Raw genomic sequence first — 25,328 nt, 5'->3', positions numbered from 1 at the left:
TAAAATGAAAAAAATAGAGCAAGGAATGGCATTTGTTGCAAAAAAGCTAGCGCTTTTTTCCTGTCCTGTTTGTCATAGTGCTTTTGTTGGGGTCAACGAAGGAAGCGCATCTTGTAAAAAAGGTCATAGTTTTGATTTTTCACGGAAAGGGACTCTTTATTTGCTGACACATGGCTTAACGAGTGACTACGATGATGATCAAATGTGGGCTTCAAGGCGGATATTGCAGCAGGCTGGGCTTTTTAAACCAATTACTGATGAAATTAACAGTGAGCTTTCTTCATACAAGATGTTGAACATTTTGGATGTTGGTTGCGGTGAAGGTTCAACCATTCAATCTTTGGAACAACAGCGTAAAAATAAAGATGATTCCTTGATTGGTTTTGATATTTCTAAAAGGGCGATTAACCTTGCAACTCAGCTTGAAACGAATGCTTTCTTTTGTGTTGCGGATCTTGCAAGACTGCCCTTTTCTGATAATTGTTTCGACGTTTTACTGGATATGTTTTCTCCTTCTTCTTATGAAGAGTTCAAGAGAGTTTTAAAGAAGGGAGGAAAGTTGTTTAAAGTAGTCCCTAATGAAGGATATCTTAATGAGTTGAGACACTTACTTTATGTAAAGGACGATCCACGGCACAATTACAGTAATAAGAATGTAGTAGCACTTTTTGAAAAGAACTTTCCTAAAATGATAGTTAAAAGATTGAAATATACTCTTCCTTTAAATGCTGATCTTTTCAATAACTTAATATATATGACTCCTTTACATTGGGGAGCGACTCAAGAAAAAATTGCTGAGAGCTTGAAAAGAGGATTGGATAACGTGACTGTGGATGTTTCACTTTTAATTGCAGAAAGAGAATGAAAATTAGTTTTTTTATGAAAAAAAGCTTGAAAAGCAAACTATGTGATGTTAATATATTCTTAAGAAATCGGTTGTTGATGATTAACGGAACTGTCGTTATTCATTACATGATTGTACTTCACTAACGTAGCTGTTCGCCGTGCCCACACCGAATGGCTGCGCTTTTTTTGTGTTTTGATAATGACCGGCTAAATAGAGGAGAGTAAAAGTGACTAATCATATTGTACTTTTTGAACCATTAATGCCAGCTAATACTGGTAATATTGCACGGACTTGTGCAGGGACCAATACTCACCTGCATTTAATTGAACCGCTCGGTTTTTCAACTGATGACAAGCATTTAAAAAGGGCCGGGTTGGATTATTGGGATAAGGTTGAAATAACCTATCACAAAAACCTTCCCGAATTTATGTCATCTTTAAAAGAAAACGATGAGCTTTTTCTTATTTCAAAATTTGCAAGGTGTTCATATGCTGAAGCAAGTTATGTAGATTCAAAAAAAGATTATTATTTTATATTTGGTAAAGAAACTACAGGATTACCTGAACCATACATGCGTGCAAACGAAGAAAAATGTCTGAGAATACCGCAAAATGATGATAACATAAGGGCTTTGAATCTTTCTAATTCGGCTGCAATTGTAATTTATGAGGTTTTGAGACAACAAGGATTTCCGCAGCTTGAAACAACACATCTTTATGAAAACGACAAACTGAAATAAGGCGGCTCAAAAATTCATTACGCTAATTTTTGCAGATCCTTATGGTACAATTATATTGAGTTAACGAAGAGAAGAAAGGGGAAAGCCGCGTGGCACAACGCAAAAGAAAAAGACGCAGCAGTAAGAGGAAAGAACAGTTCGGTTCCAAGAGACTTGCGGGCGGATTCATTGTCTTCTGTGCACTTTTAGGACTGTTTAAATTAGGTTACTTGGGAATACTGTGTCTAAACCTTTTCCGTGTAATTATGGGCGACGCCGCTGCAATAGGCCTAGTTTTTCTTGGCCTCGAAGGAGTTTTCTTATTAGTTACAGGTAAAGAACGTTATTTTAAGAGAAATGTTATTTTAGGCTCAGGCGGAATAGTATTAGGAATACTGCTTTTTCTGCATGCTTTTTACTTTAACAAACTCGATTTGCATTCTGATTTCATTGGTATTACGTGGCAATATTTACGCAGTGATCTGGTTACTGGAGGAATTGGAGGCAGTGTCGGCGGCGGATTAATTGGTGCTTGTCTGTATTCCTTATCGTATTTTTTATTTTCTCAAATAGGTACCTACATTGTTGCTGGTTTCGGAATTGTTTTCAGTTTGTGTGTCCTTCTAGGGGTATCATTTGAAAGACTTTTAAAATATTGCGGTGATGCTTTATCTAAATGCTTGCTCTTGTCTAAAAGTTTAGGAACTTTTTTGGGTAAGGTTTTTAAAATGTGGTTGGCACAAACTAAGATTAAATTGCAAAAAATGCACAAGAATAAAGAAACTGTTGGAAATAAAACAGAGCAAAAAAAGCAGCATCAAGAAACTGTCCCGTTTGAAGAAGAAACCAAGGAAGATGAAAATAAAGATATCGAAAGCGAACCTGTTAGTACGAACAGTTGGAATACTACGGCTGCTCCTGCAGAAAAGCCGCTTTCTTCCTCAAATAGTCAACAAGACGAACAAGGAGTTTTTGAAGCCAATAGTAAAATCAATGATCACTATCAACTACCACCTTCTGATTTATTACATAATGTTGAACCAGAAGACCAAAGTGAAGATTATAAAAGTATTGAACATAACACCAAGGTTTTGAAACAAACTTTCCAAAGCTTTGGAGTAGACGTTGAAATTAAACATGCAATCTTAGGCCCCGCGGTTACAAAATATGAACTTCATCCTGCAATTGGAGTTAAGGTTAGTAAAATTGTGAATCTTTCAGATGATCTTGCACTAGCCTTAGCAGCAAAGGATATTCGAATTGAAGCTCCAATTCCAGGAAAATCTTTAATTGGGATTGAAGTACCAAACCAAAAAGTATCAACGGTTTCTTTCCGCAGTATTATCGAAGAGCAAAGAAAACAGCCGCGAAAACCTTTAGAGGTTCCTTTGGGAAGAGACATAGCCGGGAAGCTAGTTACTGCTGATCTAGGCAAGATGCCTCACTTATTGATAGCCGGTTCAACTGGAAGCGGGAAATCCGTGGCAATCAATGGAATTATTACCAGTTTATTAATGAATTGTCCTCCCCACCTTGTGAAGCTAATGCTGGTAGACCCTAAGAAAGTAGAGCTGGGTGTTTATAATGGGATTCCGCATTTGCTGACACCTGTAGTTACTAATCCTAAAAAGGCCTCCAAGGCTTTGCATAAACTGGTTTCTGAAATGGAAAGACGCTATGAGCTTTTTGCAAATACTGGTCAACGAAACGTTGCTGGTTATAATGAAATGATCGAGCGCCAAAATCAGGAAATGAAAACTGCTGAACCTCTACTACCATATATTGTCATTATAGTTGATGAGTTATCTGACTTGATGATGGTGGCATCAAATGAAGTTGAAGATGCCATAATCCGTTTGGCACAAATGGCTCGAGCTGCTGGAATTCATATGATTCTTGCAACCCAACGGCCATCTGTAGATGTTATTACTGGTCTTATAAAGGCGAATGTTCCCTCGCGTATGGCTTTTGCTGTCTCAAGCGGGACTGATTCAAGAACGATCCTTGATACTAATGGAGCTGAAAAGCTTCTGGGCCGGGGAGATATGCTTTTCTTGCCAATGGGGATGAATAAACCGATTCGTGTACAAGGAGCATTTGTTTCTGATGGGGATGTTGCTAAAATAGTTTCATTTGTGAAAGAGCAGCAACCTGCTGAATATGATGAATCCCTGGTAGTATCTGATGAAGAAACTGAGCGGGAAAACACAGATGATTCTGAAGATGAACTTTTTGCTGATGCAGTTAAACTGATAGGTAAAGAACAAAGCTGCAGCATTTCAATGTTGCAACGGCGTTTTCGCATTGGTTATAATCGTGCTGCAAGACTGGTTGATGAACTCGAGGCTAAGGGAATGGTAGGTCCTTCGGAAGGAAGCAAGCCAAGAAAAGTTTATTTATCAAACAGTGAAGGCGAAGATAACTAAACTTTTTTATAGCAGTCTCGAAAGCTGCTTATATGATCTAAAAAGAAGGTTGGAAAAACTTGATTTTTGACTAAAGAGCACACATAAAAAATAAATAATTTATTTACTAGCAGTGCTGAGTCGATACTTTACTGACAAGGTGTTGCTTATTTTTTAGAATTTCTGTTTTTGACTAGATTAAACATTAAAAAGCTAGTTGCCATAACTTTAAGAAAATGCTTTTTAATGGTTAGTTTGTTTTAAAGCCCAGAAAATGGGATCAAGAACGTAAAAAAAATAAGCTTTTTTAGTTTGAAAAAATTAGAAAATAAAAGGTGCTAATTGTTTTTTAAATTTTTTTCGATTATTATGAAGTGTGTGCTTTTTTGAGGAGGAGTTATATGCGCGTTGTATTAAAAGAAGGAGTTTCCCTTATGGTCATTCCGACTAAACAGTTCAAAACGAATAGAATAGCAATTAATTTGATTGCTCCCTTAACAGCATCAAATTTAACTAAAAGACTGTTGTTAGCAACTCTTTTGGAAACATGTTGCAAAAAATTTTCCAGTCAAAAAGCAATTTCTGATGAATTGGCTAGGATGTACGGTGCAAGTTTTGAAATTTCAAGTGCGCGCAAGGGAAACTCACATGTCTTAAGTATTGTTTTTGACTGCGTAAACGAAAAGTTTCTTAAAAGTAAAGAGGATTTATTAGAACAGGGTTTTTCTTTTTTGATGGAGATCTTGTTCAAACCGCTTGCTGATGGCAGTACATTTACTTTTGATGAAGAGTTTGCAAGGCAAAAGAGAAATTTAACTGCTTATTTTGAGTCAATTAAAGATAACAAACAGTTATATGCTGTTCTTTCTTTGCAAAACCTTTTTTTTAACGAAGAAAAACAATCATTGCCGTCATTTGGAAACTGCAAAGAACTTGAACAGATAACTTTACAAGATTTGTATCAGTATTACCTTGAATGTTTAAGTAAAGACAAGGTTGAAATTATTATTTCAGGGGATTTATCTATAACTAAAGGTGAGACTTTGGCAAAAAAATTATCGTTTGCTCCAAGAAAACTTGCTGAAACAAGTCCGTTTTATTACCAGCAAAGTTATCCGCTTAGAAGAAGAGAAGAAAGACAGCCTGTGGCACAAGGAAAGCTTAATCTTGGTTTTTCACTTCCTGTATATCGGACTGATCCGCTGTATTATGCTGTTCTTGTTTTTGATGGGCTTTTTGGCGGGCTGCCGCTATCAAAGCTTTTTATGAATGTCCGTGAAAAGTCACATTTGGCATACTATGCGAGCAGTTCCTATGATAGTTTCAGGGGAATGATGATGGTAAAAACTGGTTTGGATTCTGAAAATAAAGAACTAGCTTTCAAAATAATTATGCAACAACTTGAAGAAATAAAAAATGGGAAAATTACAACTATCGAAATAGATGACACTAAAAAAGCGTTAATAAATGAATACTTAAGTGGATTAGACAGCCAAGCAAGTGTTGTTCGCAGAGCTTTTACAAACACCTTGGCTGGCGAAAATGTCACAGCTTCGGTTTGGATAAAAAAAATTCAGGCAGTTACGTTAACCGAGATTCAGTCAGTTGCAAAACAGACCACTCTGCAGGCTATATATTTTTTAAGAAAGGAGTAGCGTATTATGAAAAAGATAGATTATCCTTTTTTTAATGAAAGCTTGTTTCAGACAGATTTAGAGAATGGTCTTAAGGTGAATCTTCTTCCTAAAAGAGGTTTTCATAAAACATATGGAATTCTTTCAGTGGACTTTGGTTCAAATGATACTTCTTTTATTCCAAAAAATAAAAAGGATTTTAAGGTATTTCCTGCTGGAAGTGCGCATTTTTTGGAGCATAAACTTTTTGAAAAAGAAGATTATGATGCTTTTGATCTTTTTAGTCACTTTGGCGCAGATTTGAACGCCTTTACTTCGTATACTAAAACAAGTTTTCTTTTTTCAACAACTGCTAATGTGAAAGACAATTTAAATACTCTTTTAGACTTTGTTCAAAGGCCGTATTTTTCTGAAAGATCAGTTGAAAAAGAGAAGCAGATTATTGCTCAAGAAATAAAGATGTATGATGATGATGTTGATTGGCAGTTGTATTCTGGAATTGTTAGAAACCTATATCCGCATCTCCCACTTAGTTATGATATTGCAGGTTCGGTTGCTTCTGTGAACAAAATTACTGTGGCAGATCTTTATGAAAATTATGGAACCTTCTATCAGCCTTCTAATATGAACCTGTTTGTAGCCGGGGCTATTGATGCAGCGGAAACCCTTGATTGGATTAAAGAAAATCAAGATAGAAAGTACTTTGAACCAGCTTTTGTGGTTCAGCGGGCCAACTTAAAAGATCTCTCAGCAAAGGAAAAAGTTATCAGCTACCGGCAAAATTATTTTGTAACAAGCCGTCCCAAAGTAGCACTTGGAATGAGAGGACTTGATCCTTTACCGAAGGGAAGAGCTGGCTTAAAATATGAACTTGCTCTCCAACTGTTTTTTTATCTTCTTTTGGGAGAATCTTCGAGTGACTATCAGCAACTGTATAATACAGGAATTATTGATGATAGTTTTGATTACGGTATTGAGGTGGAACGCGGTTTTCATTTTGCTTCTTTCAGCGGCGACACAGATAAACCGCAGGAATTTAAAGAAAAAATTGCTGGCTTGATAATGTCGGCTGTAACTAAGATTGCTGGAAGAGAGAATGAATTTAGACTAGCAAAAAGGGAATTTATAGGCAGACAATTTCGTGCAATGAATACGCTTGAATTAATAGCTGACCAATACGAAGGAAAGTTGTTTGATAATGCGACTTTATTTGATAAGGCGGGTTTAATGCAACAGTTAAACTTTGAAGATGTTTTAGATGCTGGTCGACATTTTGTTTCAGAAGAGGGCTTCAGTGTATATGAGCTTTTTCCAAAGGAGGAGGTTTAGTTGAAGTGGGCTTTAGTAATAGGGGCTTCAGGCGACATCGGATCAGATGTCGTTCAAGATTTAGCACAGCGGGGATGGTCTTTGTATTTACATTATAATAAAAACAGCAAAAGAATTGCAGATTTAATTGCTCAGCTTAGACAACGTTATTCTTCGCAGGACTTTTTGGGAATTCAAGCTGACCTTTTAAAAGAAAATAGCGCAGAAAAAGTTAAAGAACAGCTTTTTTGCTTAGATGCGCTTATCTTCGCTGAAGGAACTACGAGCTATGGGCTCTTTCGAGAAATGCCCTCAGCACAGTTGCACGAAATGCTGCAGATGCAGATAGTTACGCCGTTTCGATTAATTCAGCTTTTAGAAGATAAACTGGCTCAAAACCACTTTGGAAGAATTATTTTTATCGGATCAGTTTATGGAGGAGCAGGTAGTGCAATGGAAGTTGGGTATAGCACTGTCAAGGGGGCTCTTACTGCTTTTGCAGCTGCTTATAGCAAAGAAGTGGCTTCCTTGGGTGTAACAGTTAATGTAATTGCTCCAGGTGCTGTAGCAACTCAAATGAATAAACTTTTTACTGTTGAAGAAAAAAATGAGATAGATGATAAGATTCCGCTTGGCAGATTTGCAAGCACCTCAGAGATCAGTTATTGGGTTTGTGCAATGTTGAAGGAAAGGGCTTCTTATATGACAGGCCAGACAATTTACGTAACTGGCGGATGGCTGAAATAAGCTTTTCTTAATTAATTATTTTAACCAGCTATGATATACTGAATACGAACTTTATGTTGAAACTAAGTTACTTATAAATATTGGAGAGTTTTAAAATGAGCGAGATCGGAAAAACTTTAAAAGCGGCAAGAATTGAGAAGGGCTACACGCTTGATGATTTGCAACAGATTACTAAAATTCAGAAGCGTTATTTAATTGCGATTGAAGATGAACATTTTGGTGCTTTGCCAGGTGAATTTTACGTCAAGGCTTTTATCAAACAATATGCTGAAACAGTTGGGCTTGATCCTGAGCAATTTCTAAGTACCCTTGGGCAGGGGGAAAAAGAAAAAAAAGAAGTAAACGAAAAAACTGCTGTTGTTAATAAGAGATCACGGACAGAGTCGACTCGGGAAAGTATGGAAAAAACCAATACATTTAATCGGTTTTTGAATTATTTGCCATCGATTATTATTATTGCGGTTGTAGTAGTGATTTTAGGTTCAATTTATTTTGTATCTTGGAGTAATCATCGTAAGACTGCCCAGACGCAACAAATTGAAAAAAGTAGTGCAAAAGTAGCAGTTTCTTCGCAAAAAACTTCTTCAAAAAAAGAATCAGCTAAGAGTAATTCTGAGTCAAAAAGTAAGACTGACAGTTCAGCCAAGAAGTCTTCTACTAAGAAAAAAAAGAAATCTGTAAAGATACAGCTTGCATCAAACTCGGGTTCAAGTTTTACTTATAACTTGACTGGCGCGGATAAAATAAAAACAGTGGTTCTGAATATTTCAGGTTCAAGTGCATGGAGTGCCGTGTCAGTTGACGGTTCACAGCAATGGCAGGGCACGTTGAGTGATGGTCAGCAGCATGAGGTTTCTTTACCCGATACAGCCACATCTGTTACTATTAACTTGGGAAATTCAAATGCAACAAGTTTGAAAATAAACGGAAAAACATTTAATTTTAAAAAAGACAATGATTCTTTAACGGTCAGAACGTTAACTATAAATGCTAAACAATAATAAAATTACCAACGGAGAGGATAAAATAATAATGAATTTACCAAACAAACTAACAGTTATCCGTATTTTTATGATACCTCTTTTTGTACTGGTACTTTGTTTACCGCTTTCTTGGGGAAGTTTAAGTGTCGGTGGAACTTTGATCCCAGTGGTGCAGTTAATAGGGGCACTAATTTTTGCCGTTGCTTCTCTAACGGATTTTGCAGATGGACAGATTGCTCGTAAGCAGCATTTGGTAACCAATTTTGGAAAATTTGCGGATCCGTTGGCAGATAAAATGTTGGTCATGACCGCTTTTATAATTTTGGTTTCTTTGGAAAAAGTGCCTTCTTGGGTAGCAGCGATCATTGTATGTCGTGAATTAGCAGTTACTGGTCTGCGCCTAATTGTCGTTGAAAACGACGGTGAAGTGATTGCTGCGGCGATGCCTGGAAAGATTAAAACGATGACGCAAATGTTTTCCATTATCTTTTTACTTTTGAATAATATTTTTTTTGCTATTATTGGGATTCCTATAGGAGAAATATTATTGTATATCTGTTTGTTCTTTACAGTTTATTCTGGAGCTGAATACTTTATTAACAGTCGTAGTATTTTTACAGACTCCTTTGATAAATAATCCGAGGTATATCTAGACTGGGTCCAAAACATTTGTTTTGTCCCAGTTTTTTAGTTCTTTAAGTTAACGTACTTATGATTCTGCCAAAAAGGAATATTGGTTCTAAAACTTAAATTTGTGATGTACTTACTAATTTTTATAAATCCGATAACTTTTAGAATTTTTTAAGAGATAATGCGTAATGTTATAGCAGGAGGCAGTAGAGAAATGAAGGCAGAAATAATTGCAGTTGGTACTGAGTTATTATTAGGTCAAATAGTTAATACTAACGGACCTTTTGTTGCTAAGGGGCTAGCTGATTTGGGAATAGATGTTTATTTTGAGGAGACTGTAGGCGATAATGATGAACGCTTGCGCCAAACAGTTGAATTTGCAGCAGCACGCAGTGATCTTATTATCTTGATTGGAGGACTCGGCCCAACAAAAGATGATTTAACAAAACAAACGGTGGCACAGTACTTAAAAAAGCCGCTTGTAGAAGATGCAGCTGCCATGAGTAAGATTAGGCGCTATTATCGTGAAACCAAGAAACAGATGACTGAAAATAATCGCTTGCAGGCTTTATATATAAAAGATTCATTACCTTTGAAAAATACTACAGGTTTTGCTGTGGGAAATTTTTACCAGAATCCGCAAGGAGCTGACTTTTTGTTGCTTCCAGGACCGCCAAGTGAACTCAAACCAATGTTTGAACACGTGGCAGAACCTCTACTCAGCAAAACGTACTTTAAAGATCATCATTTGTTTTCACGTGTTCTTCGTTTTTTTGGAATTGGCGAATCTCTTTTGGTCACCAAAATCGCTGATTTAATTGACAATCAAACAAACCCTACAATTGCACCATATGCAAAGACAAGTGAGGTTACTTTGCGTCTGACTGCTAGCAGTCAAAATGCTGCAGAAGCTGAGAAGTTACTCGATGGAATGGAAACCATAATTCGCAAACGGGCAGGAAAATATCTATATGGCTATGGAGACGATAATAGTTTAGTGAATGTAGTAGTCAAATTGCTGGAAAAAAAGAATTTGAATTTAGCTGCTGCAGAAAGTCTGACAGCTGGGGCATTTCAGGCTGTGCTTGCAGAGGTTCCCGGAGTCTCGAATGTTTTTTCAGGAGGCGTTGTCACATACTCTAATGAGGCAAAAGAACTACTTTTAGATATTCCAAATAGGGTTCTTGAAGAAAAGGGAGCTGTTAGTGGTGAAACCGCTAAATTAATGGCAACATCAATCCGCAACAAACTTAAAACGGACATCGGGATTGCATTTACCGGCGTAGCGGGACCTGGAGAACTTGAAGGTAATCCTGTTGGAACAGTCTGGATTGGAATAGCTTATAAGGATCAGCCTGTTGAGGCCAGAGTCTTTCATTTTTCAAATGCACGTCCATTTATTAGAGAAAGATCGGTTCTGACCGGTCTGGATTGGCTCAGATGCAAGTTAACAAAATAATGCGAACTTTTGTTCGATTTTTCTTGCAATTTAAATTTCATAACTGTATCATTAATTGGTAAACAGATTGGTTTAAGCTGTACGAATTTGTTAGGAGGAAACAATTTGGCCGATGAACGACAAGCAGCATTAGACGCTGCGTTAAAAAAAATTGAAAAAAATTTTGGTAAAGGATCAATTATGCGTATGGGCGAAAAAGCTGATACACAAATTTCGACTATCTCCAGCGGATCGCTTGCTCTGGACGAAGCACTTGGAGTGGGAGGGTATCCGCGAGGAAGAATTGTGGAAGTCTATGGTCCTGAAAGTTCTGGTAAAACAACTGTTGCTTTGCACGCAGTTGCAGAAATACAGCATAACGGCGGAGTTGCCGCATATATTGACGCTGAAAATGCACTCGATCCTGCTTATGCGACTAATCTTGGCGTAAACATTGATGATTTGCTTCTTTCACAACCTGATACAGGTGAACAAGGTTTGGAGATTGCTGATGCACTTGTTTCTTCTGGAGCGATTGATATTGTTGTTGTGGACTCTGTAGCTGCTTTGGTGCCAAGAGCCGAAATAGAAGGTGAAATGGGCGATGCTCATGTTGGCTTGCAGGCACGTTTGATGTCACAGGCTCTAAGAAAGCTCTCAGGTACTATCAATAAAACTAAGACAATTGCTATTTTCATTAATCAAATCCGTGAAAAAGTGGGCGTCATGTTTGGAAATCCGGAAACTACTCCGGGAGGTAGAGCTCTTAAATTTTATGCAACTGTTCGTTTAGAGGTTCGCAGGGCTGAACAGATTAAAGACGGTGCTAATATTATTGGAAATCGTGTTCGTATCAAAGTTGTTAAGAACAAGGTTGCACCCCCGTTTAAGCGGGCCGAAGTTGATATCATGTATGGTGAAGGAATTTCGAAAACAGGTGAGTTAGTTGATATGGCTGTTGAAAAGGACATCGTGAAGAAAAGTGGTTCGTGGTATTCTTATGGAGAAGACAGAATTGGACAAGGTCGAGAAAATGCTAAACAGTATTTGAGCGACCATCCTGAAACTATGCAGGAAATTACGCATAAAGTACGCAAAGCCTATGGAATAGCAGATCCTGATGAAAATGAAGGAACGGATCCTACTTCTCTTCCACTTAATGGAGAAAAAGAGACTAAGAGTAAATAAAAAATTTATGTATTGGAAGCTAGGAAGAAGTTTTGTTAAAAAGTTTGTAAGAGCAATGAAGAGAGGGACTGGGTCAAAACTTATGTTTTGACTCAGCTTTTTTGTATTCTCCTGCAGTTTCCATGTTAATGTGTTTCAATAGTCATTTTTTCGTTTAAACACGAATTACTAATAGTTAAATTTAAAATAGGTTCGTAATTACCAGTTAATGCTCAAAACCTAACGACTACTGAAACACTCCTTTTTCACTGTGTACATTTAGCTAATCTGTTAGGAAAGCATTTTGGTTAGGCTGATGAGAGTAAATATTTGCATTGGGTTAACTGTAGGATTTCTAGTTATGTATTATTTTTGTAAATTTATGTTTTTACTTTAAAAAATATCTCTATAATAAAAGATAACATGTTAAAATAAAGTTGCTTTAGCAGACCTTAAGAACATTTTGGGGAAGCTGCAATTTTTGCTGTTTTAAAAAATTTATAACTTTAGTTCAAAGTAAGGCTAAGGCAGACTGCAATGTGTATTATCATGGCGGTGATTTGTTCTTAAACAATGGAAAGAGGATGGATTGACTATATAATTAGGGGGAATAAATTTTGGAAAATTTAGGAAAAGCTTTTAGTAAAAACGAGATAAAGTATGAATTAAGTAACTTGAATTTTTTTTCGTTATTAAGTGATAAACAACGTGAAAAGTTTTCGAGTTGCGTCAAATTTAAGAAATTAAATAAGGGAGAAAAGTTACAACGGCTGGGTGAGGAATATGGAGGGCAAACTCACCTACTAACTTCCGGGGTGGTAAGCGTACATAAATATAGTTCAAATGGAGAAAGTATGTCTTCTTTATCTCTTGGAGTAAACGACTTTTGTTCATTCGAGTATGTAATCGGTGAAGGTATCAGTGAATATGATATCACTGCTTTAACTCCAGTTAGTATGACGTATGTTCCTGTAAATTTTTTTAATAGCTTGGTTAAAAATAATACAGTAATATTAGAGTTTATAGTGGCAGGTACACGAATGGTATTAAAAGATATGTTTGATCATCGGTCTATTTTAGCACTTTCTCGACCACGGGAACGTGTTATTACTTCACTGTTATATAACAATAAAAAATTTGGAGTGAAAAGAAAGGATGGCAGCAGTGTACTGCCTAAGTGGTTGACCCAAACAAAATTAGCTATGATGTCTGGGACGACCAGAGAAACAGTTGGGATAACTTTTAAATTTCTTCAAACAAAAGGCCTCATTGTTGTAAATGGACGGAACTTAATAATACGGAATTCTTTTGATGAAAAATATGAGGCATTTATGTGAAGCTGACTCATTACTTTGATTCAAGCATAGGATATAATATAGAATATGACTTGAACAATTAACATGAAATAGTGAGGAGATCACAATGAAAAAAGAACTACGACAAGCAAAAATAGCACAGTTAATAACACAAGAAGAAATTGGAACACAAGAAGAACTTATGAATGTTTTAAAAGAAAACGGAATTACGGCAACTCAAGCCACTATCTCACGAGATATACGGGAAATGAGAATAGCGAAGGAGCAAGGAGAAAATGGTAAGATCCGCTATGCTATTTTTAAAGAAAGTTCAGCTTCTGAAAAGGAAAAGTTGCAAAGCAGTATCTCTGAAACCGTACTTAATGTAGTCAGAGTTCAATTCATCAATGTGATAAAAACGCTGCCTCATAATGCCAACGTGTTATCGGCCGTCTTTGATGGCCTTGCATTGGAAGAAGTTGTGGGCACGATAGCCGGATACGATACTCTCTTGGTTATAAGTAAATCGGAAGAGGACGCACAGGAGATCAACCGTCTTATTGCCAAATATGAGCAAAAAGATAACCTTGGTAAGTAAATTCCTTAATTAAGTTTAATAATTCGAATACTACTGGGGTTCTAAAAAAATCTTATGGTAGAATTAATGTAATATTTAATAAGATTGGAAAAATAAAGTATGAAGGTTAAATCTTTTTTTTCACGTATATTTGAAAGCTGCAGGTATTCTTTAAAAAAATTAAAAATATGGTTCAAACAAAAGTGGCTACGTTTTCAACTGTGGCGTTGGCTCACCATTATTTTTTTAAGCTTTTTTCTTGTGATAAGTATTTACCTTGTTTTTGTCGCAAAGACTGCTAAAGTGGGTAATTTAAAATCGGAACTAGAACGTTCTACTGAGATCTATGATGGTAAGAACCAAAAGGCGGGCTACCTTTACTCTCAGAAGGGTTCTTGGAAACCACTTGATCAGATTTCTCCTAATATGGTAAATGCAGTTCTTTCAACGGAAGATCGTAATTTTTATCATGAGTATGGTTTTTCTTTCAAGGGAATTGCGCGTGCAGGTGTCTTATACTTAAAAAATAAAATTTTAAGGCGAGATTATATAAGCGGCGGTGGAAGTACTTTAACGCAGCAACTTGTTAAAAATGCTTTTTTATCCCAAGAACAGACATTCTCACGAAAAGCTAAAGAAATTTTTATTTCTATGCAGGTCGAGAATGAATATTCCAAAAAAGAAATTATTACAATGTATTTGAACAATGCATATTTTGGAAATGGGGTTTGGGGAGTTGAAGATGCCTCCGAAAAATATTTTGGAGTTCACGCAAGCCAATTGACAGTCCCTCAAGCAGCTACATTGGCGGGGATGTTGACAAATCCAAGCGGTTTTAATCCTTTGGACCATCCGGATAAGTCCAAAGCTAGAAGAAATGTTGTTTTAAGTTTAATGTCAATTAATAAAAAGATAACTGAGGCTCAGAAAAAACAGTACCAGATAGTTCCAATGGTTACGAACGATCGTTTTCAATACAATTCTGGGTATCGATACCCTTATTACTTTGATGCGGTAATTAATGAAGCAATTAATAAATATGGTTTAAGCGAATCAGATGTAATGAATCGCGGTTATAAGATTTATACCGGACTGAACCAAACTTATCAACAAAAAATGCAGGACAGCTTTTCTGCAACAGAACTTTTTCCGTATGATGCTGCTGATGGTACAAAATCTCAAGGAGCGTCCATTGCAATTTCGCCAAGTACAGGGAATGTTCTGGCACTTGTAGGTGGAAGGGAAGAAACGCATGTTTTTCGTGGGTATAACAGGGCTACACAACTCATTCGTTCTCCTGGTTCCACTATTAAGCCGATTGCTGTTTATGCACCTGCCTTAGAAGCAGGTTACCATTATGATTCGATTTTAAAGGACGAACTTAAGGCATATGGAACCAATAAATATTTACCTCATAATTGGAATGATGTTTATGCAGGCAATATTATGATGTATAAGGCATTGGCCGAAAGCAAAAACGCTGCAACTGTATGGTTATTAAATAAAATTGGACTAAACGCGGGCTATAATATGGTTAAAAAATTCAATTTAAATATTTCAGATGATGATCGTAATCTCAGCTTGGCATTAGGCGGATTATCTAAGGGGGAGTCACCCGCAAAAATGGCAGGTGCATATACGGCCTTTGCGAATAATGGTAAGATGACTTCACCTCATCTTATTAGAAAAATAGTAGACGCCTCTGGTAAAGTGATAGTCGATAATACGAACCCATCCAGCAAGAGAGTAATCAGCGAAAAAAATGCCCGCGAGATGACTAGTATGATGCTTGATGTTTATAATTCAGGAACTGGGGCAACCGCAAAGCCTGCTGGCTACCAAATAGCTGGCAAAACTGGAAGTACACAAAGTTCCGATGGCCAAACTACTAGTGATAAGGATCATTGGTATATTGGCTACACTCCAGACATAGTAGTTGCTACTTGGGTTGGTTTTGATAACACAAAATATTCCTTAGAAAATGAGGGGACCCGTGGCGGATCGGCGCTCTTTAAAAGTGAAATGGAAGATATTCTGCCCAATACAGCACAGACAGCTTTTAAAGTAAAAAGTGCTTCTTCACGTGTAGCCGCTTCTGAAAAGAGTAGTTCTAGTATATGGAATGGTTTGAAAAATGCAGGCGACAGTGCTTCAAAGTCCGCATCAGATTTAAGAAAAAAAGCTGCAGATTTATTTAACTCCGGTAAGAAAAAAGTGGAACAGTGGTTTGGAAATTAAAAATTAAAATTTAGCAAGCCAAGTTAATGTTACAATTAAAATACGTGCTAGATGAGGAGGATTTAAAAATGACTAATATCTATGCTTCCGCACATGAAGTTGAAAAAGCAGTCCGCAGGAGTGAAGAATTTTCAGCTTTAAAGAACGCTTATGAGGCTCTTAAACTTGATAAAGAAGCTTTTACACAGTTTAAAGAACTTCAAAAAAACCAAATTGAATTAAGAAAAAAACAATTCACTGGTGATATTGATGGTAAAGATCTAGTTGAATTTCAGGAAGAAGTAAAGAAAGCAGCACGGTTTCCTTCACTCATGAAGCTTGAAAGCAAAGAAAAGGCACTTGCTGAAATAGTAGATGAATTGAACGGCATTATGTTTAAACCAATCCATGAGCTTTATCAAGATAAAGGTTAAAAACTAGTTACTGTGAAAATGGATGTAAAGAAAGCACGGATTATTGTGGTTTAAAAATAATTCGTGCTTTCTTTATCTAGGTTGTGAGGCTTTTTAAAAGGAGATTTAATACATGAAATTTATCCATACTGCCGACTTGCATTTGGGTAGCCCCTTTGAGGGATTGTCTGCAATTCCAGAAAGTTATTTAGAACGGCTTCATCGTGGTACAAATGCTGCTTTTTTATTTTTGGTCAAAGTTGCTTTACATGAAAAAGTTGATTTCATTTTAATTGCTGGAGATTTTTTTGATAATCATCGGCCAAGCGTTGCACTTCAAGTTATGGTTTATGAGCAGTTTGAAAAATTGCAAAGGGCAGGTATCAGTGTCTATCTTTGTCTAGGAAATCATGATTATTTAGATTTAGACAAAGCCAGTGTTTTTTTCCCAGAAAATGTTTATCTTTTTCCTAATTATCCTACTACAAAAAGTTTCTTAATAAAGGGTGAAGAGATTGCGATAACTTCATTTAGTTATGCCCAACGATGGAGCAAAGATATTATCCAAAAATTTCCGAAAAAAAGCACTGCAAAATGGCATTTGGGAATGCTTCATGGCGCACTTCGAGAAACAGATCTAGGGAGCCATTACGCTCCATTTTCTAAAGAACAATTATTTGAAAAAAAGTATGATTATTGGGCTTTGGGCCATATTCATAAGCGTACTGAGCTTTCATTGGCACCGCCAATTATTTATCCGGGAAGCATTCAAGGAAAGAATCGTAAGGAAACGGGGCCAAAAGGCTTTTATATTGTGGAAGAACAGGGTGGAAAGTTGATACCTCATTTTCATGAATTAAAGACGGTTATCTGGCAAACATTAGATTTTGTTATTGAAAAAAACAGCAATCGAGCAGCCTTTGAAAAAAAAATATTTGAAGAGCTGACGAGGCTGGCTGCAGATAACAGTGAAGCTGAATTGATACTGGTAACATTAAGGATTTCATTTAGCAACCAGGATACTGTTAAACTTAAAAAAATGGTTACAAGCGGATTTTTAATACGCAGGCTTCGTAATTTACTGCACCAAGTTTCTAATTTATATGTTGAAAAAGTCGTGGTTACTTTGACTGCTGCTCCAGCAGTTTCTTTAATTGATGCAGGTGTACTTGAAAAGGCAAAGGATGCTGTTTTTCAGAAATTGAGCCTGGCTGAAACCGCAGATAAATTATTGGACTATCCTTTTATAGAAAAACATCTCTTTCAAGATGGTGTAAAAAAGGAAATAGAAACAGCTGCAATGCTTAATTTAATCGAGGAAGCTGACGATCATGAAAATATTACAGGCTGAAATTTATGGTTTTGGAAAATTTACGGATGCAAAATTCAAATTTAACAATGGCTTGCAATTCATTACTGGAGTAAATGAAGCTGGTAAAACTACGTTAAAGGCATTTATTGTGGCCATTTTATTTGGCTTTGCCGATGGCAGACAACGTTTTAAAAGGTATCAGCCAAAAGAAGGAGCCAGATATGGCGGTCGGTTATTGGTAGAACAAGATGGCGGCCTTTATATTCTAGAACGTTTAGAAGGTGACAAGGGCGGTTATCTAACGATTACAGATTCAAGCAGCGGGCAAAAGATGCCGGCTGGATTATTGAGCAATTGGCTAAACGCAATGACTAGCAGTCTTTTTGAAACAGTTTATGCAGTCGATCAGTCTAATCTTGAAAAAATTCGTAGCTTGGCGCCAGAAGAATTAGAAAAAAATTTTTTGACTATTGCTGCAAGCGGCAGCCAGCAAATTATTGAACTACAAAATAAGCTGCAAAAAAAAGCTGAAGCGATATATAAACCTAATGGTCGTATTCCGCAATTGAATAAGCTCTTACAAAACTATCAAAAAAAAGAAAAAGAGCTTCAAGATATGAGTAGCAATTCACATCTTTTTGTTGAATGGGAAAAGCTCATTAAACAAGAAACCTGGCAAAGAAGTGAACTTGGCAAACAAGTACAAGTTTGTGAAAGTGAGCTTTTAAAATTACAGCAATTGCAAAACTTATGGACTACTTTCAGTGAATTTGAAACTTTAAACAGTGTTAGTGTTAAAGAAGTACTAACTACACCAATTGAACCGGAACGTTACGCTTATTTGCAAGAAGAACATCTTAAAGTAGCAGCGAAGAAAAGTGCTCTGCAAAATCTCAGTGAAAAAATTAGTAAAACTACTAAAGAAACTGATAAAGTTGTTAATTTTGCGGAGCTACAGCTTTATGATGAGTTTCAAGAACAGTTTGCCAATCTTTTTAAACAACTTAATAACTATTTGGATGAAATATACCTTGCTTTAGCGTTGCGTAAAAAAAATGCAGAAGGAAAGAATGAACAGGATATAAATAGCCGCATAACTCAATTAAATGGAAGCAAAACGAGAAGCAAGCCGCATTCAAGAGAAAAAGTGGCGCAAAAATTCGAAGATAAAAGGAAAATGTTGGCCGTTTGGGGTTTATTAGTCGGAATCTGTTTAATAATAGTTTTGTTCGCACCGCAAAATCTTCTTAAGTTTCCAGCGTTTGGCGGTGTATTATTTGCTGGATACAATGTTTGGCGAACTTTTACTGGAGTCAAGGATCTGCGACAGGAGAAGGAAGAACTGTCTAAAGAAGAAACTTCATCAAAGTCCTTTAATATAGGGAAGGAACTTGAACACACAAATACAGTGAAGCTGCGATTGAATCAGCTGCTCGTGGAACTTTCTTTTTTCAAAAAAAGTGCTGCTTTTTGCAGAGAGAGGTTGGACTTGCCACCAGATTTACTCGATAGTTTGGAGAAACTTCTCCAGTTTAAAACGAAGATTACTGATAGTTTACGTGAGCGCAATAATCGTAACCGGTTGCTTGACTACTATCAAGAAGAAAAGAAAAAATTAGAAGAAGAAATTACAGTTGTATATACTGAATTGACTGCATATTTCAAACATTTTGGAGTTTCTTCTTTTTCACAGTTGCGCGAAAGATACATGAGACAACAGCAAAATACAGAGCAAAGAACTAAGCTAAAAAGTTTACAGACACAAATATCACCTGTATTGATGCATGAGTTGCGTAAATATAAAAGTAGAGGTGAAATCACACGAAAACTCCAAGAAAAAGAAGTTGAAATACAGCAAAAAAAAGCTGTAATTGCAACTTTAACGGAAAAGATAACGGAAAAGTCGGTTCGATTAGAGCAATTCGGGGAATCTTCTGCAGTATTGGAGTTAGAGCAGGAATTAGCTAATCAGCAAGCATTAATAATTGAAGAAACCGACAAGTGGCTTGCTTTAAAAACCGCTGACAGTTGTTTGGAAAAGGTACTGGAATTAATGTCGCAAAGTACGCTTCCACGTGTTTTAAAATTAGCACAGCAGTATTTTAGTTGTTTAACACATAGGCGGTATAAAAAAATTTTAGTTGAAGGCAATCGCTTGCACCTTTTGGACGACAAAAAAATTATATACGATGTAAGGGAGTTATCAAGAGCTACAGCAGAGCAGCTTTATCTATCCCTGCGCCTTGCATTCATTGTACTTACGAGCCGTACTATTAAGTTACCAATTTTGATTGATGATGGTTTTGTTAATTTTGATAAATTGCGCAAGAAAGAAATGATTACATTACTGCAAAAGATTAGTAAAGAAACACAAATTATTTGTTTTTCAGTCGATATTTCTTTTTTGTGTGATAAGGTAGATAAAGAAAGTATTTTAAGGATTAACTGAACTAAAGGGAGGATTCAAAGTGAGTCATAAAAAGATTTACGAATATGCAGTTGATGAGAACATGGAGTTGTTTGCATTGATCAAAGCTGCAGATATAAGGATTGCTAAAAACGGCAATCGTTTTATCGCGTTTACTTTTTCAGATAACTCCGGTGAAATCAGCGCAAAGTTTTGGGATGCCTCTGATGCAGATACTACTGCATATAAACCCGGAAAGATTGTTTTGCTTAAGGGTAAAAGAGAGGTATATCAGGGCAATCCGCAAATCAAAATCTATCATATGCGGCTTGCTAAGGATACTGAGCCAAGCGATGTTTCCTTGTTTATTCAAAAAGCACCGGTTTCTAAAAGCGATATGGAAGAAGAGTTTAATCAAGCAATTTTTGAGATTACTAACCCTAGCTGGAATAGAATAGTACGTTATCTGCTAAAGAAACATAAGGAGGCGTTTTTAAATTATCCGGCAGCTAAAAAAAATCATCACGCGTTTACGGGTGGATTAGCATTTCACACTCTTTCTATGCTGAGACTTGCTCATTCTATTGCAAAGGAATATCCGCAGATTAATGCTGCTTTATTGTATGCAGGGGTGATTCTGCACGATTTAGGAAAGACTATCGAGCTTTCTGGGCCGATAGCAACCCAGTACACCCTTGCGGGTAATTTGGTAGGACATATTGTTTTGATTGATGAAGAAGTTGTTAAAGCTGCAGGTCAATTAAAACTTGATTTAAATAGTGAAGACATGCTTTTACTTCGGCATGTACTATTAGCGCATCATGGCTTGTTAGAGTATGGTTCTCCAGTAAGACCTCATCTACTTGAAGCTGAGGTGCTACACCAAATTGATCAGCTTGATGCATCTATTCAAATGCTGAAGGGCACTCTAAGCCATACTAAACCAGGTACCTTTTCTGAAAGAATTTTTGGAATGGATGGACGTAATTTTTATAAGCCACTTGAAGCCGAGGAGAATTCAGAGGAGACTGAATAAGTTATTAAATATATTTGTTTGCTTACGATTAATAATGTGACTGGCTAAGGGGGCTGAATCAAAATATGATTTTTGATCAGTTCCTTTGTACTACCTTGTAATATTGGTATTAACTTTCAGTAGACATCTCTTTTTGACTACTCATGAAGTGTAACTGATTAAACTATGCTCGTAATTTGCAGGTAGTATTTAAGGGTTCTCGGCTTTTTCTACATTTAGACTTTAGGGTACAAAAAAAGAGCAGTTTTACTGCTCTTTTTTTGTACCCTAATCAAAGTTATTAGTTAGAACTGGAACTTGAAGAAAGATAACTTGATAATACGTCCTTCAAATCACTATCTTTGATGCTGACATTTCCCTTTTTAAGTACCTTTGAGATTACAGCCTGCAATGCAGATGAGTCGTTATTCATCTTATCATCAATAATCTGATTCTTAAGTTCGTTTTTATGTTCATTCATAGTACCCTTTGCCGGTTTCTTCAATACTTTAATAACATGATAGCCATAACTTGTTTTAACTGGTGTAGTAGTATATTCACCTTGTTTTAAAGCAAAGGCAGCCTTCTTAAAGGTAGAATCTAAAGAAGTATCGGTGTTATCAAAAGCTGAAAGTTTACCGCCATTATTTTTAGTAGCAGTATCAGTTGAATACTTTTTAGCAAGGCTACTGAAACTTTCACCCTTTTGCAGTCTTTTAATAATATCTTTTGCAGTATTTTCTTTAGCAACTAAGATATGAGCAACCGTTGTTTTAGGTTCGTATGACTTCCATTGCTTTTTCAGTTGACTTTCAGAAATTTTAGTGTTGTCTTTAACAGCTTCGCGAAGAAGAAGAGTTGAACGAATCTGCTTTTTAAAGCTCGATTTTGTCATTGAGTTTTGTGAAAGAATTGAAGCAAAAGATGAACCATATTGCTTTGCATAAGTTTTATACTGTGCGTTAACTTTCTTATCAGAAACTTTATTACCATATTGCTTTTCAAGTACTTTTTCAAGAATCATCTGCTGTAAAATCTGTTTGCCAGATGAAGTCTTTTTCATACTATCATAGTAATCACTTTCAGTTACTTTACCCCCAGATGTAGTAGCCACGGTTTTTGAACAAGCGGCTAAACCAACTGTGAGTAAAAGTGCTGTAAATGCAAGTAGCCATTTTTTCATTATAAAAAACACATCCATTCATTATTTTTGATTGCAAAGGCTCATACAAATCAACGTTAATAACTATAACACAAACAAAGTACAAGATTTGCCTAAAAAGTAAAGTTTACAAAAATTTCACTTTTAGTACTTCTTTTCTTCGTAATGTTTAGTTGTACTAAACTAATTTTCAAATTTGCGTGTCTTAGCAGTCAAGTTGTCAAGATGCGGTTGAATTAAAAATTTGAATTCTTCCAGTTTGGTCTGCATCTCAGTTGCTGTTTTTTCTATGAAAGGTGCCTGGTTCTGGAGTTTACCGATATTTTTTATAACCTCTTGGTAAGAATTTTTGACATTTTTAAGAGATTTTATAATTTCCTGCTCTTTTTTTTGACTTGATTTTTTTCCCCGCATCACGTAAAGATAGGCAAGTGTACATGAACCCCCAACTAATACCAATGAGATTACTGCAGTTTTTGAACTCATTTTTTATTCCTCCATACTGTTCTTTATGCGTGTCGCAATTTCTTGCAGATCGTCTGGGGTATAATTTGCTGAATTATCTTTAAAAATCATTTTGAAGTCATCATTTGTGGTGTAGCGCGGAACAATATGGATATGGGAATGGAAGACTGATTGGTAGGCGATTGCCCCGTTATTGTTGACAATGTTCATTCCCTTGATCGCTGGGTCGCTTTTTTTTATTGCACGTGCAATTTTAGGAATACGAGAAAAAACAGCTGCTGCAAATTGTGCATCGTATTCAAAAATGTCGGCGACATGTTTTTTAGGCACGACAAGAGTATGTCCAGGAGTTCCTTGTGAGATATCTAGGAATGCCTTGACCTCATTATCTTCATAGACTGTTGTACTTGGCAGCTCACCATTAATTATTTTACAAAAAATACAATCACTCATAATACGACCTTCTTCCTGAACTATTTAACTTAAAGTATACACTATTCCCGCTTTGACGGTATAGCTTTAAAATGAAGCCTTAAGTGGAACCTATGTTATAATTCTTATAATTTGATTGAAAGGAACATAATAAAATGACGTTGAAAATTAATAAATTAACTGGCGGATATTCCCGAATTCCAGTGCTTAAAGATGTTTCCTTTAAAGTAGAAAGAGGCCAACTTGTTGGCTTAATCGGACTTAATGGTGCTGGAAAGTCTACTACAATAAATCATGTAATAGGGCTATTAGTTCCTCAGAAGGGTAAGATTACAATTAATGGAATTACATTACAGGATGATCCGCAAAGTTACAAAAGCAAGATTGCTTATATTCCTGAAATGCCTGTTTTATATCAAGAACTAACTCTTAAAGAGCATCTTGATTTAACGATTATGGCCTATGGGCTTGACTATTCCCAAGCATGGCAAAGAGCCCAAAATTTGTTAAAAACCTTTCGGCTAGATAACAAACTTAATTGGTTTCCAGCGAAGTTTTCTAAAGGAATGAGACAAAAAGTTATGATCGTTTGTGCGTTTATTACTGAAGCTGATTTATATGTAGTTGATGAGCCTTTCTTGGGGCTAGATCCTTTGGCTACAAAAGATCTTCTGGATCTAATTGCGGCAGAAAAAAAACGAGGAGCTGCGATTTTAATGTCAACTCATGTTTTAGCGACTGCACAAGAATATTGCGATTATTTTGTTCTTTTACACCAAGGGAAAGTGCGTGCACAAGGAGATCTTGAGCATTTGCGTAATCTTTATGGCGATTTTGATGCTTCCTTGACTGACCTTTATCTTGGAATGACTCAGGATGTGAATGAAGATGATTAAGATATGGGAGATGAGACTTAAAAGATATCAAAAAATGCTTTTACATTACTCTAAATTTGTTTTAAATGATCATTTTGTAATTGCATTGCTTTTCTTCGTCGGCGGGGCAGGTTTGACCTATTCAAATTTTTTACGAACATTGCCCCATACATTATTATGGTGGGAAAAACCGCTTGTATTAGTCATTTTAATGTTATTTTTGCAGGCTGGCTCGTTAACTTCGCTGCTGCAGGAACCTGATACGGTCTTTTTACTGCCGCAGGAGTATAACCTGCCCACATATCTGAAAAAAGGAGCAACACATTCAATTATTATTGCAGAATTTTTGCAGGTTTTTTTATTGCTTTTGCTTTTTCCGCTTTTGTTGCGTGGATTACATTGGGATAGACTCGAAGTGACAGCTTTAGTCATCATGCAGCTTTTTTTGAAATATTCTAATGTGGATCTTGAAGTTGCGGCTGCTTATTATCCTAAATTCGATAGTTGGCTTTTTAAAATATGGTATTGCGTTGGAGGACCTGTTTTAGCAATCTTTCTTGCACTTTATGCAAATGTATATTTTGGGTTAGGAGCAGCAGTATTTTTCTTGATTATTCAAATAGTTTCAGAGCGAAGAAGTGTTCGCTATGTGTTTCGTTGGAATAAAATGATTCAGCGAGAAAAAAATAGAATGATGCGCTGGTACCGTTTTATAAATTTGTTTACTGACGTTCCTCAAGTAAGCGGCAAAGTACGAAGATTGAAATATTTTGACAAGTTTTTGCCACAGCCTAAGCAAGGAAACACCTTTTATTTTCTCTATTGGCGGACTTTTTTGAGAAAAAGTGATTTCAGCAGTCTCTATTTAAGATTAACTTTTCTAGGAACGTTTATATTATTGTTCATTCCAAATTACTGGCTGAGTTTTACCTGTCTTCTGCTTTTCCAGTACCTGATTGGTTTTCAAATGATTCCGCTTTACTTTGCTTTTGAAGGTAATGTTTTTATGTATCTTTACCCAATTGAGGAAGCGGAACGATTATTTGCCTTTCGAAAAATATTGCGTAAATTACTTTTTTTGAATTGTGTTATTTTTAATTTGTGCGCGGTTTATGCTACGGAAAATGGTTGGGGTAATTTGCTTTTGCTGGCGTTTTCTATCTTAGAAGTGTTTGTATTTACTGGAAATTATTTAACCAAGCGGCTCAGAGAAAATACTTGACACTTAATTACCGACTCTGTATTCTGGATGGAGAATAGGTTTCGTAAAGAGGAGGTTGG

Annotated in this window: 22 protein-coding genes; 19 read left to right on the top strand and 3 right to left on the bottom strand. The window is 36.3% G+C overall.

Features of this window, described 5'->3' with window-relative positions; translation table 11 throughout:
* Positions 1-4: 4 nt before the first annotated feature.
* The 17 genes from FD46_RS08550 (at position 5) to FD46_RS08470 (ending at position 21,134) form a co-directional block, all read left to right on the top strand.
* Positions 5-865 carry a methyltransferase domain-containing protein gene (locus FD46_RS08550; protein ID WP_057896732.1) on the top strand — a complete coding sequence of 287 codons (861 nt, stop codon included), beginning with the start codon at positions 5-7 and terminating at the stop codon, positions 863-865.
* 208 nt (positions 866-1,073) lie between these two features.
* Positions 1,074-1,586 (top strand): tRNA (cytidine(34)-2'-O)-methyltransferase, encoded by a 513-nt coding sequence (locus tag FD46_RS08545; RefSeq protein WP_057896731.1) that lies wholly within the window; start codon positions 1,074-1,076, stop codon positions 1,584-1,586.
* An 89-nt stretch (positions 1,587-1,675) separates the two neighbouring features.
* Positions 1,676-3,991, top strand: coding sequence for a DNA translocase FtsK (locus tag FD46_RS08540; protein ID WP_057896730.1), 2,316 nt, complete (start codon positions 1,676-1,678; stop codon positions 3,989-3,991).
* Positions 3,992-4,371: 380 nt separating this feature from the next.
* A complete protein-coding gene (yfmF, locus tag FD46_RS08535) occupies positions 4,372-5,625 on the top strand; it encodes an EF-P 5-aminopentanol modification-associated protein YfmF (protein WP_057896729.1) in 1,254 nt (417 codons plus the stop codon).
* A 6-nt stretch (positions 5,626-5,631) separates the two neighbouring features.
* Positions 5,632-6,933, top strand: a complete 1,302-nt coding sequence (gene yfmH, locus FD46_RS08530; RefSeq protein ID WP_057896728.1) for an EF-P 5-aminopentanol modification-associated protein YfmH — start codon at positions 5,632-5,634, stop codon at positions 6,931-6,933.
* Positions 6,934-7,659: an elongation factor P 5-aminopentanone reductase gene (gene ymfI, locus FD46_RS08525; RefSeq protein ID WP_057896727.1), complete on the top strand. Its 726-nt coding sequence runs from the start codon at positions 6,934-6,936 to the stop codon at positions 7,657-7,659. It begins immediately after the preceding gene.
* Between the two features lie 95 nt (positions 7,660-7,754).
* Complete coding sequence (locus FD46_RS08520; RefSeq protein ID WP_057896726.1) at positions 7,755-8,660, top strand: helix-turn-helix domain-containing protein; 906 nt, start codon at positions 7,755-7,757, stop codon at positions 8,658-8,660.
* A 31-nt stretch (positions 8,661-8,691) separates the two neighbouring features.
* A complete protein-coding gene (gene pgsA, locus FD46_RS08515; RefSeq protein WP_057896725.1) occupies positions 8,692-9,279 on the top strand; it encodes a CDP-diacylglycerol--glycerol-3-phosphate 3-phosphatidyltransferase in 588 nt (195 codons plus the stop codon).
* A 207-nt stretch (positions 9,280-9,486) separates the two neighbouring features.
* On the top strand, positions 9,487-10,731 hold the full coding sequence (locus FD46_RS08510) for a competence/damage-inducible protein A (protein WP_057896724.1): 1,245 nt from the start codon (positions 9,487-9,489) through the stop codon (positions 10,729-10,731).
* A 105-nt stretch (positions 10,732-10,836) separates the two neighbouring features.
* Positions 10,837-11,898: a recombinase RecA gene (gene recA, locus FD46_RS08505; RefSeq protein WP_057896723.1), complete on the top strand. Its 1,062-nt coding sequence runs from the start codon at positions 10,837-10,839 to the stop codon at positions 11,896-11,898.
* 596 nt (positions 11,899-12,494) lie between these two features.
* Complete coding sequence (locus FD46_RS08500; RefSeq protein WP_057896722.1) at positions 12,495-13,214, top strand: Crp/Fnr family transcriptional regulator; 720 nt, start codon at positions 12,495-12,497, stop codon at positions 13,212-13,214.
* An 85-nt stretch (positions 13,215-13,299) separates the two neighbouring features.
* Entirely contained in the window at positions 13,300-13,770 is a 471-nt protein-coding gene (gene argR / locus FD46_RS08495; RefSeq protein WP_057896721.1) for an arginine repressor, read from the top strand.
* A 99-nt stretch (positions 13,771-13,869) separates the two neighbouring features.
* Complete coding sequence (locus FD46_RS08490) at positions 13,870-15,987, top strand: PBP1A family penicillin-binding protein (protein ID WP_057896720.1); 2,118 nt, start codon at positions 13,870-13,872, stop codon at positions 15,985-15,987.
* A 68-nt stretch (positions 15,988-16,055) separates the two neighbouring features.
* Positions 16,056-16,400: a YlbF family regulator gene (locus tag FD46_RS08485; RefSeq protein ID WP_057896719.1), complete on the top strand. Its 345-nt coding sequence runs from the start codon at positions 16,056-16,058 to the stop codon at positions 16,398-16,400.
* Between the two features lie 112 nt (positions 16,401-16,512).
* Positions 16,513-17,730, top strand: a complete 1,218-nt coding sequence (locus FD46_RS08480) for a metallophosphoesterase family protein (protein ID WP_057896718.1) — start codon at positions 16,513-16,515, stop codon at positions 17,728-17,730.
* Entirely contained in the window at positions 17,711-20,140 is a 2,430-nt protein-coding gene (locus tag FD46_RS08475; RefSeq protein WP_057896717.1) for an ATP-binding protein, read from the top strand. The genes FD46_RS08480 and FD46_RS08475 overlap by 20 nt, the downstream gene beginning before the upstream one ends.
* A 19-nt stretch (positions 20,141-20,159) precedes the next feature.
* Complete coding sequence (locus tag FD46_RS08470; protein WP_083479405.1) at positions 20,160-21,134, top strand: 3'-5' exoribonuclease YhaM family protein; 975 nt, start codon at positions 20,160-20,162, stop codon at positions 21,132-21,134.
* Positions 21,135-21,414: 280 nt separating this feature from the next.
* On the opposite strand, the gene FD46_RS08465 is transcribed toward FD46_RS08470, so the two are convergent.
* From FD46_RS08465 to FD46_RS08455, 3 genes are all read right to left on the bottom strand, one after another.
* Positions 21,415-22,296: a peptidylprolyl isomerase PrsA gene (locus FD46_RS08465; RefSeq protein WP_057896716.1), complete on the bottom strand. Its 882-nt coding sequence runs from the start codon at positions 22,294-22,296 to the stop codon at positions 21,415-21,417.
* Between the two features lie 162 nt (positions 22,297-22,458).
* Positions 22,459-22,761, bottom strand: a complete 303-nt coding sequence (locus FD46_RS08460) for a hypothetical protein (protein ID WP_057896715.1) — start codon at positions 22,759-22,761, stop codon at positions 22,459-22,461.
* Between the two features lie 3 nt (positions 22,762-22,764).
* Entirely contained in the window at positions 22,765-23,193 is a 429-nt protein-coding gene (locus tag FD46_RS08455; protein ID WP_057896714.1) for an HIT family protein, read from the bottom strand.
* Positions 23,194-23,327: 134 nt separating this feature from the next.
* Between FD46_RS08455 and FD46_RS08450 the strand changes: the two genes are divergently transcribed.
* Together FD46_RS08450 and FD46_RS08445 are read left to right on the top strand one after the other, a co-directional pair.
* Complete coding sequence (locus FD46_RS08450; protein ID WP_057896713.1) at positions 23,328-24,068, top strand: ABC transporter ATP-binding protein; 741 nt, start codon at positions 23,328-23,330, stop codon at positions 24,066-24,068.
* The gene (locus FD46_RS08445) at positions 24,061-25,269 is read left to right on the top strand and encodes an ABC transporter permease (RefSeq protein ID WP_057896712.1); all 1,209 of its coding nucleotides are present in this window, start codon (positions 24,061-24,063) and stop codon (positions 25,267-25,269) included. The genes FD46_RS08450 and FD46_RS08445 overlap by 8 nt, the downstream gene beginning before the upstream one ends.
* Positions 25,270-25,328 lie beyond the last annotated feature (59 nt).

This window comes from Liquorilactobacillus oeni DSM 19972 (genome assembly GCF_001436275.1).
In the GTDB taxonomy this organism is placed as follows: Bacteria; Bacillota; Bacilli; order Lactobacillales; family Lactobacillaceae; genus Liquorilactobacillus; species Liquorilactobacillus oeni.
The sequence above is the reverse complement of the archived record's forward strand: the minus strand, read 5'-3'. Positions and strand labels throughout refer to the sequence as shown.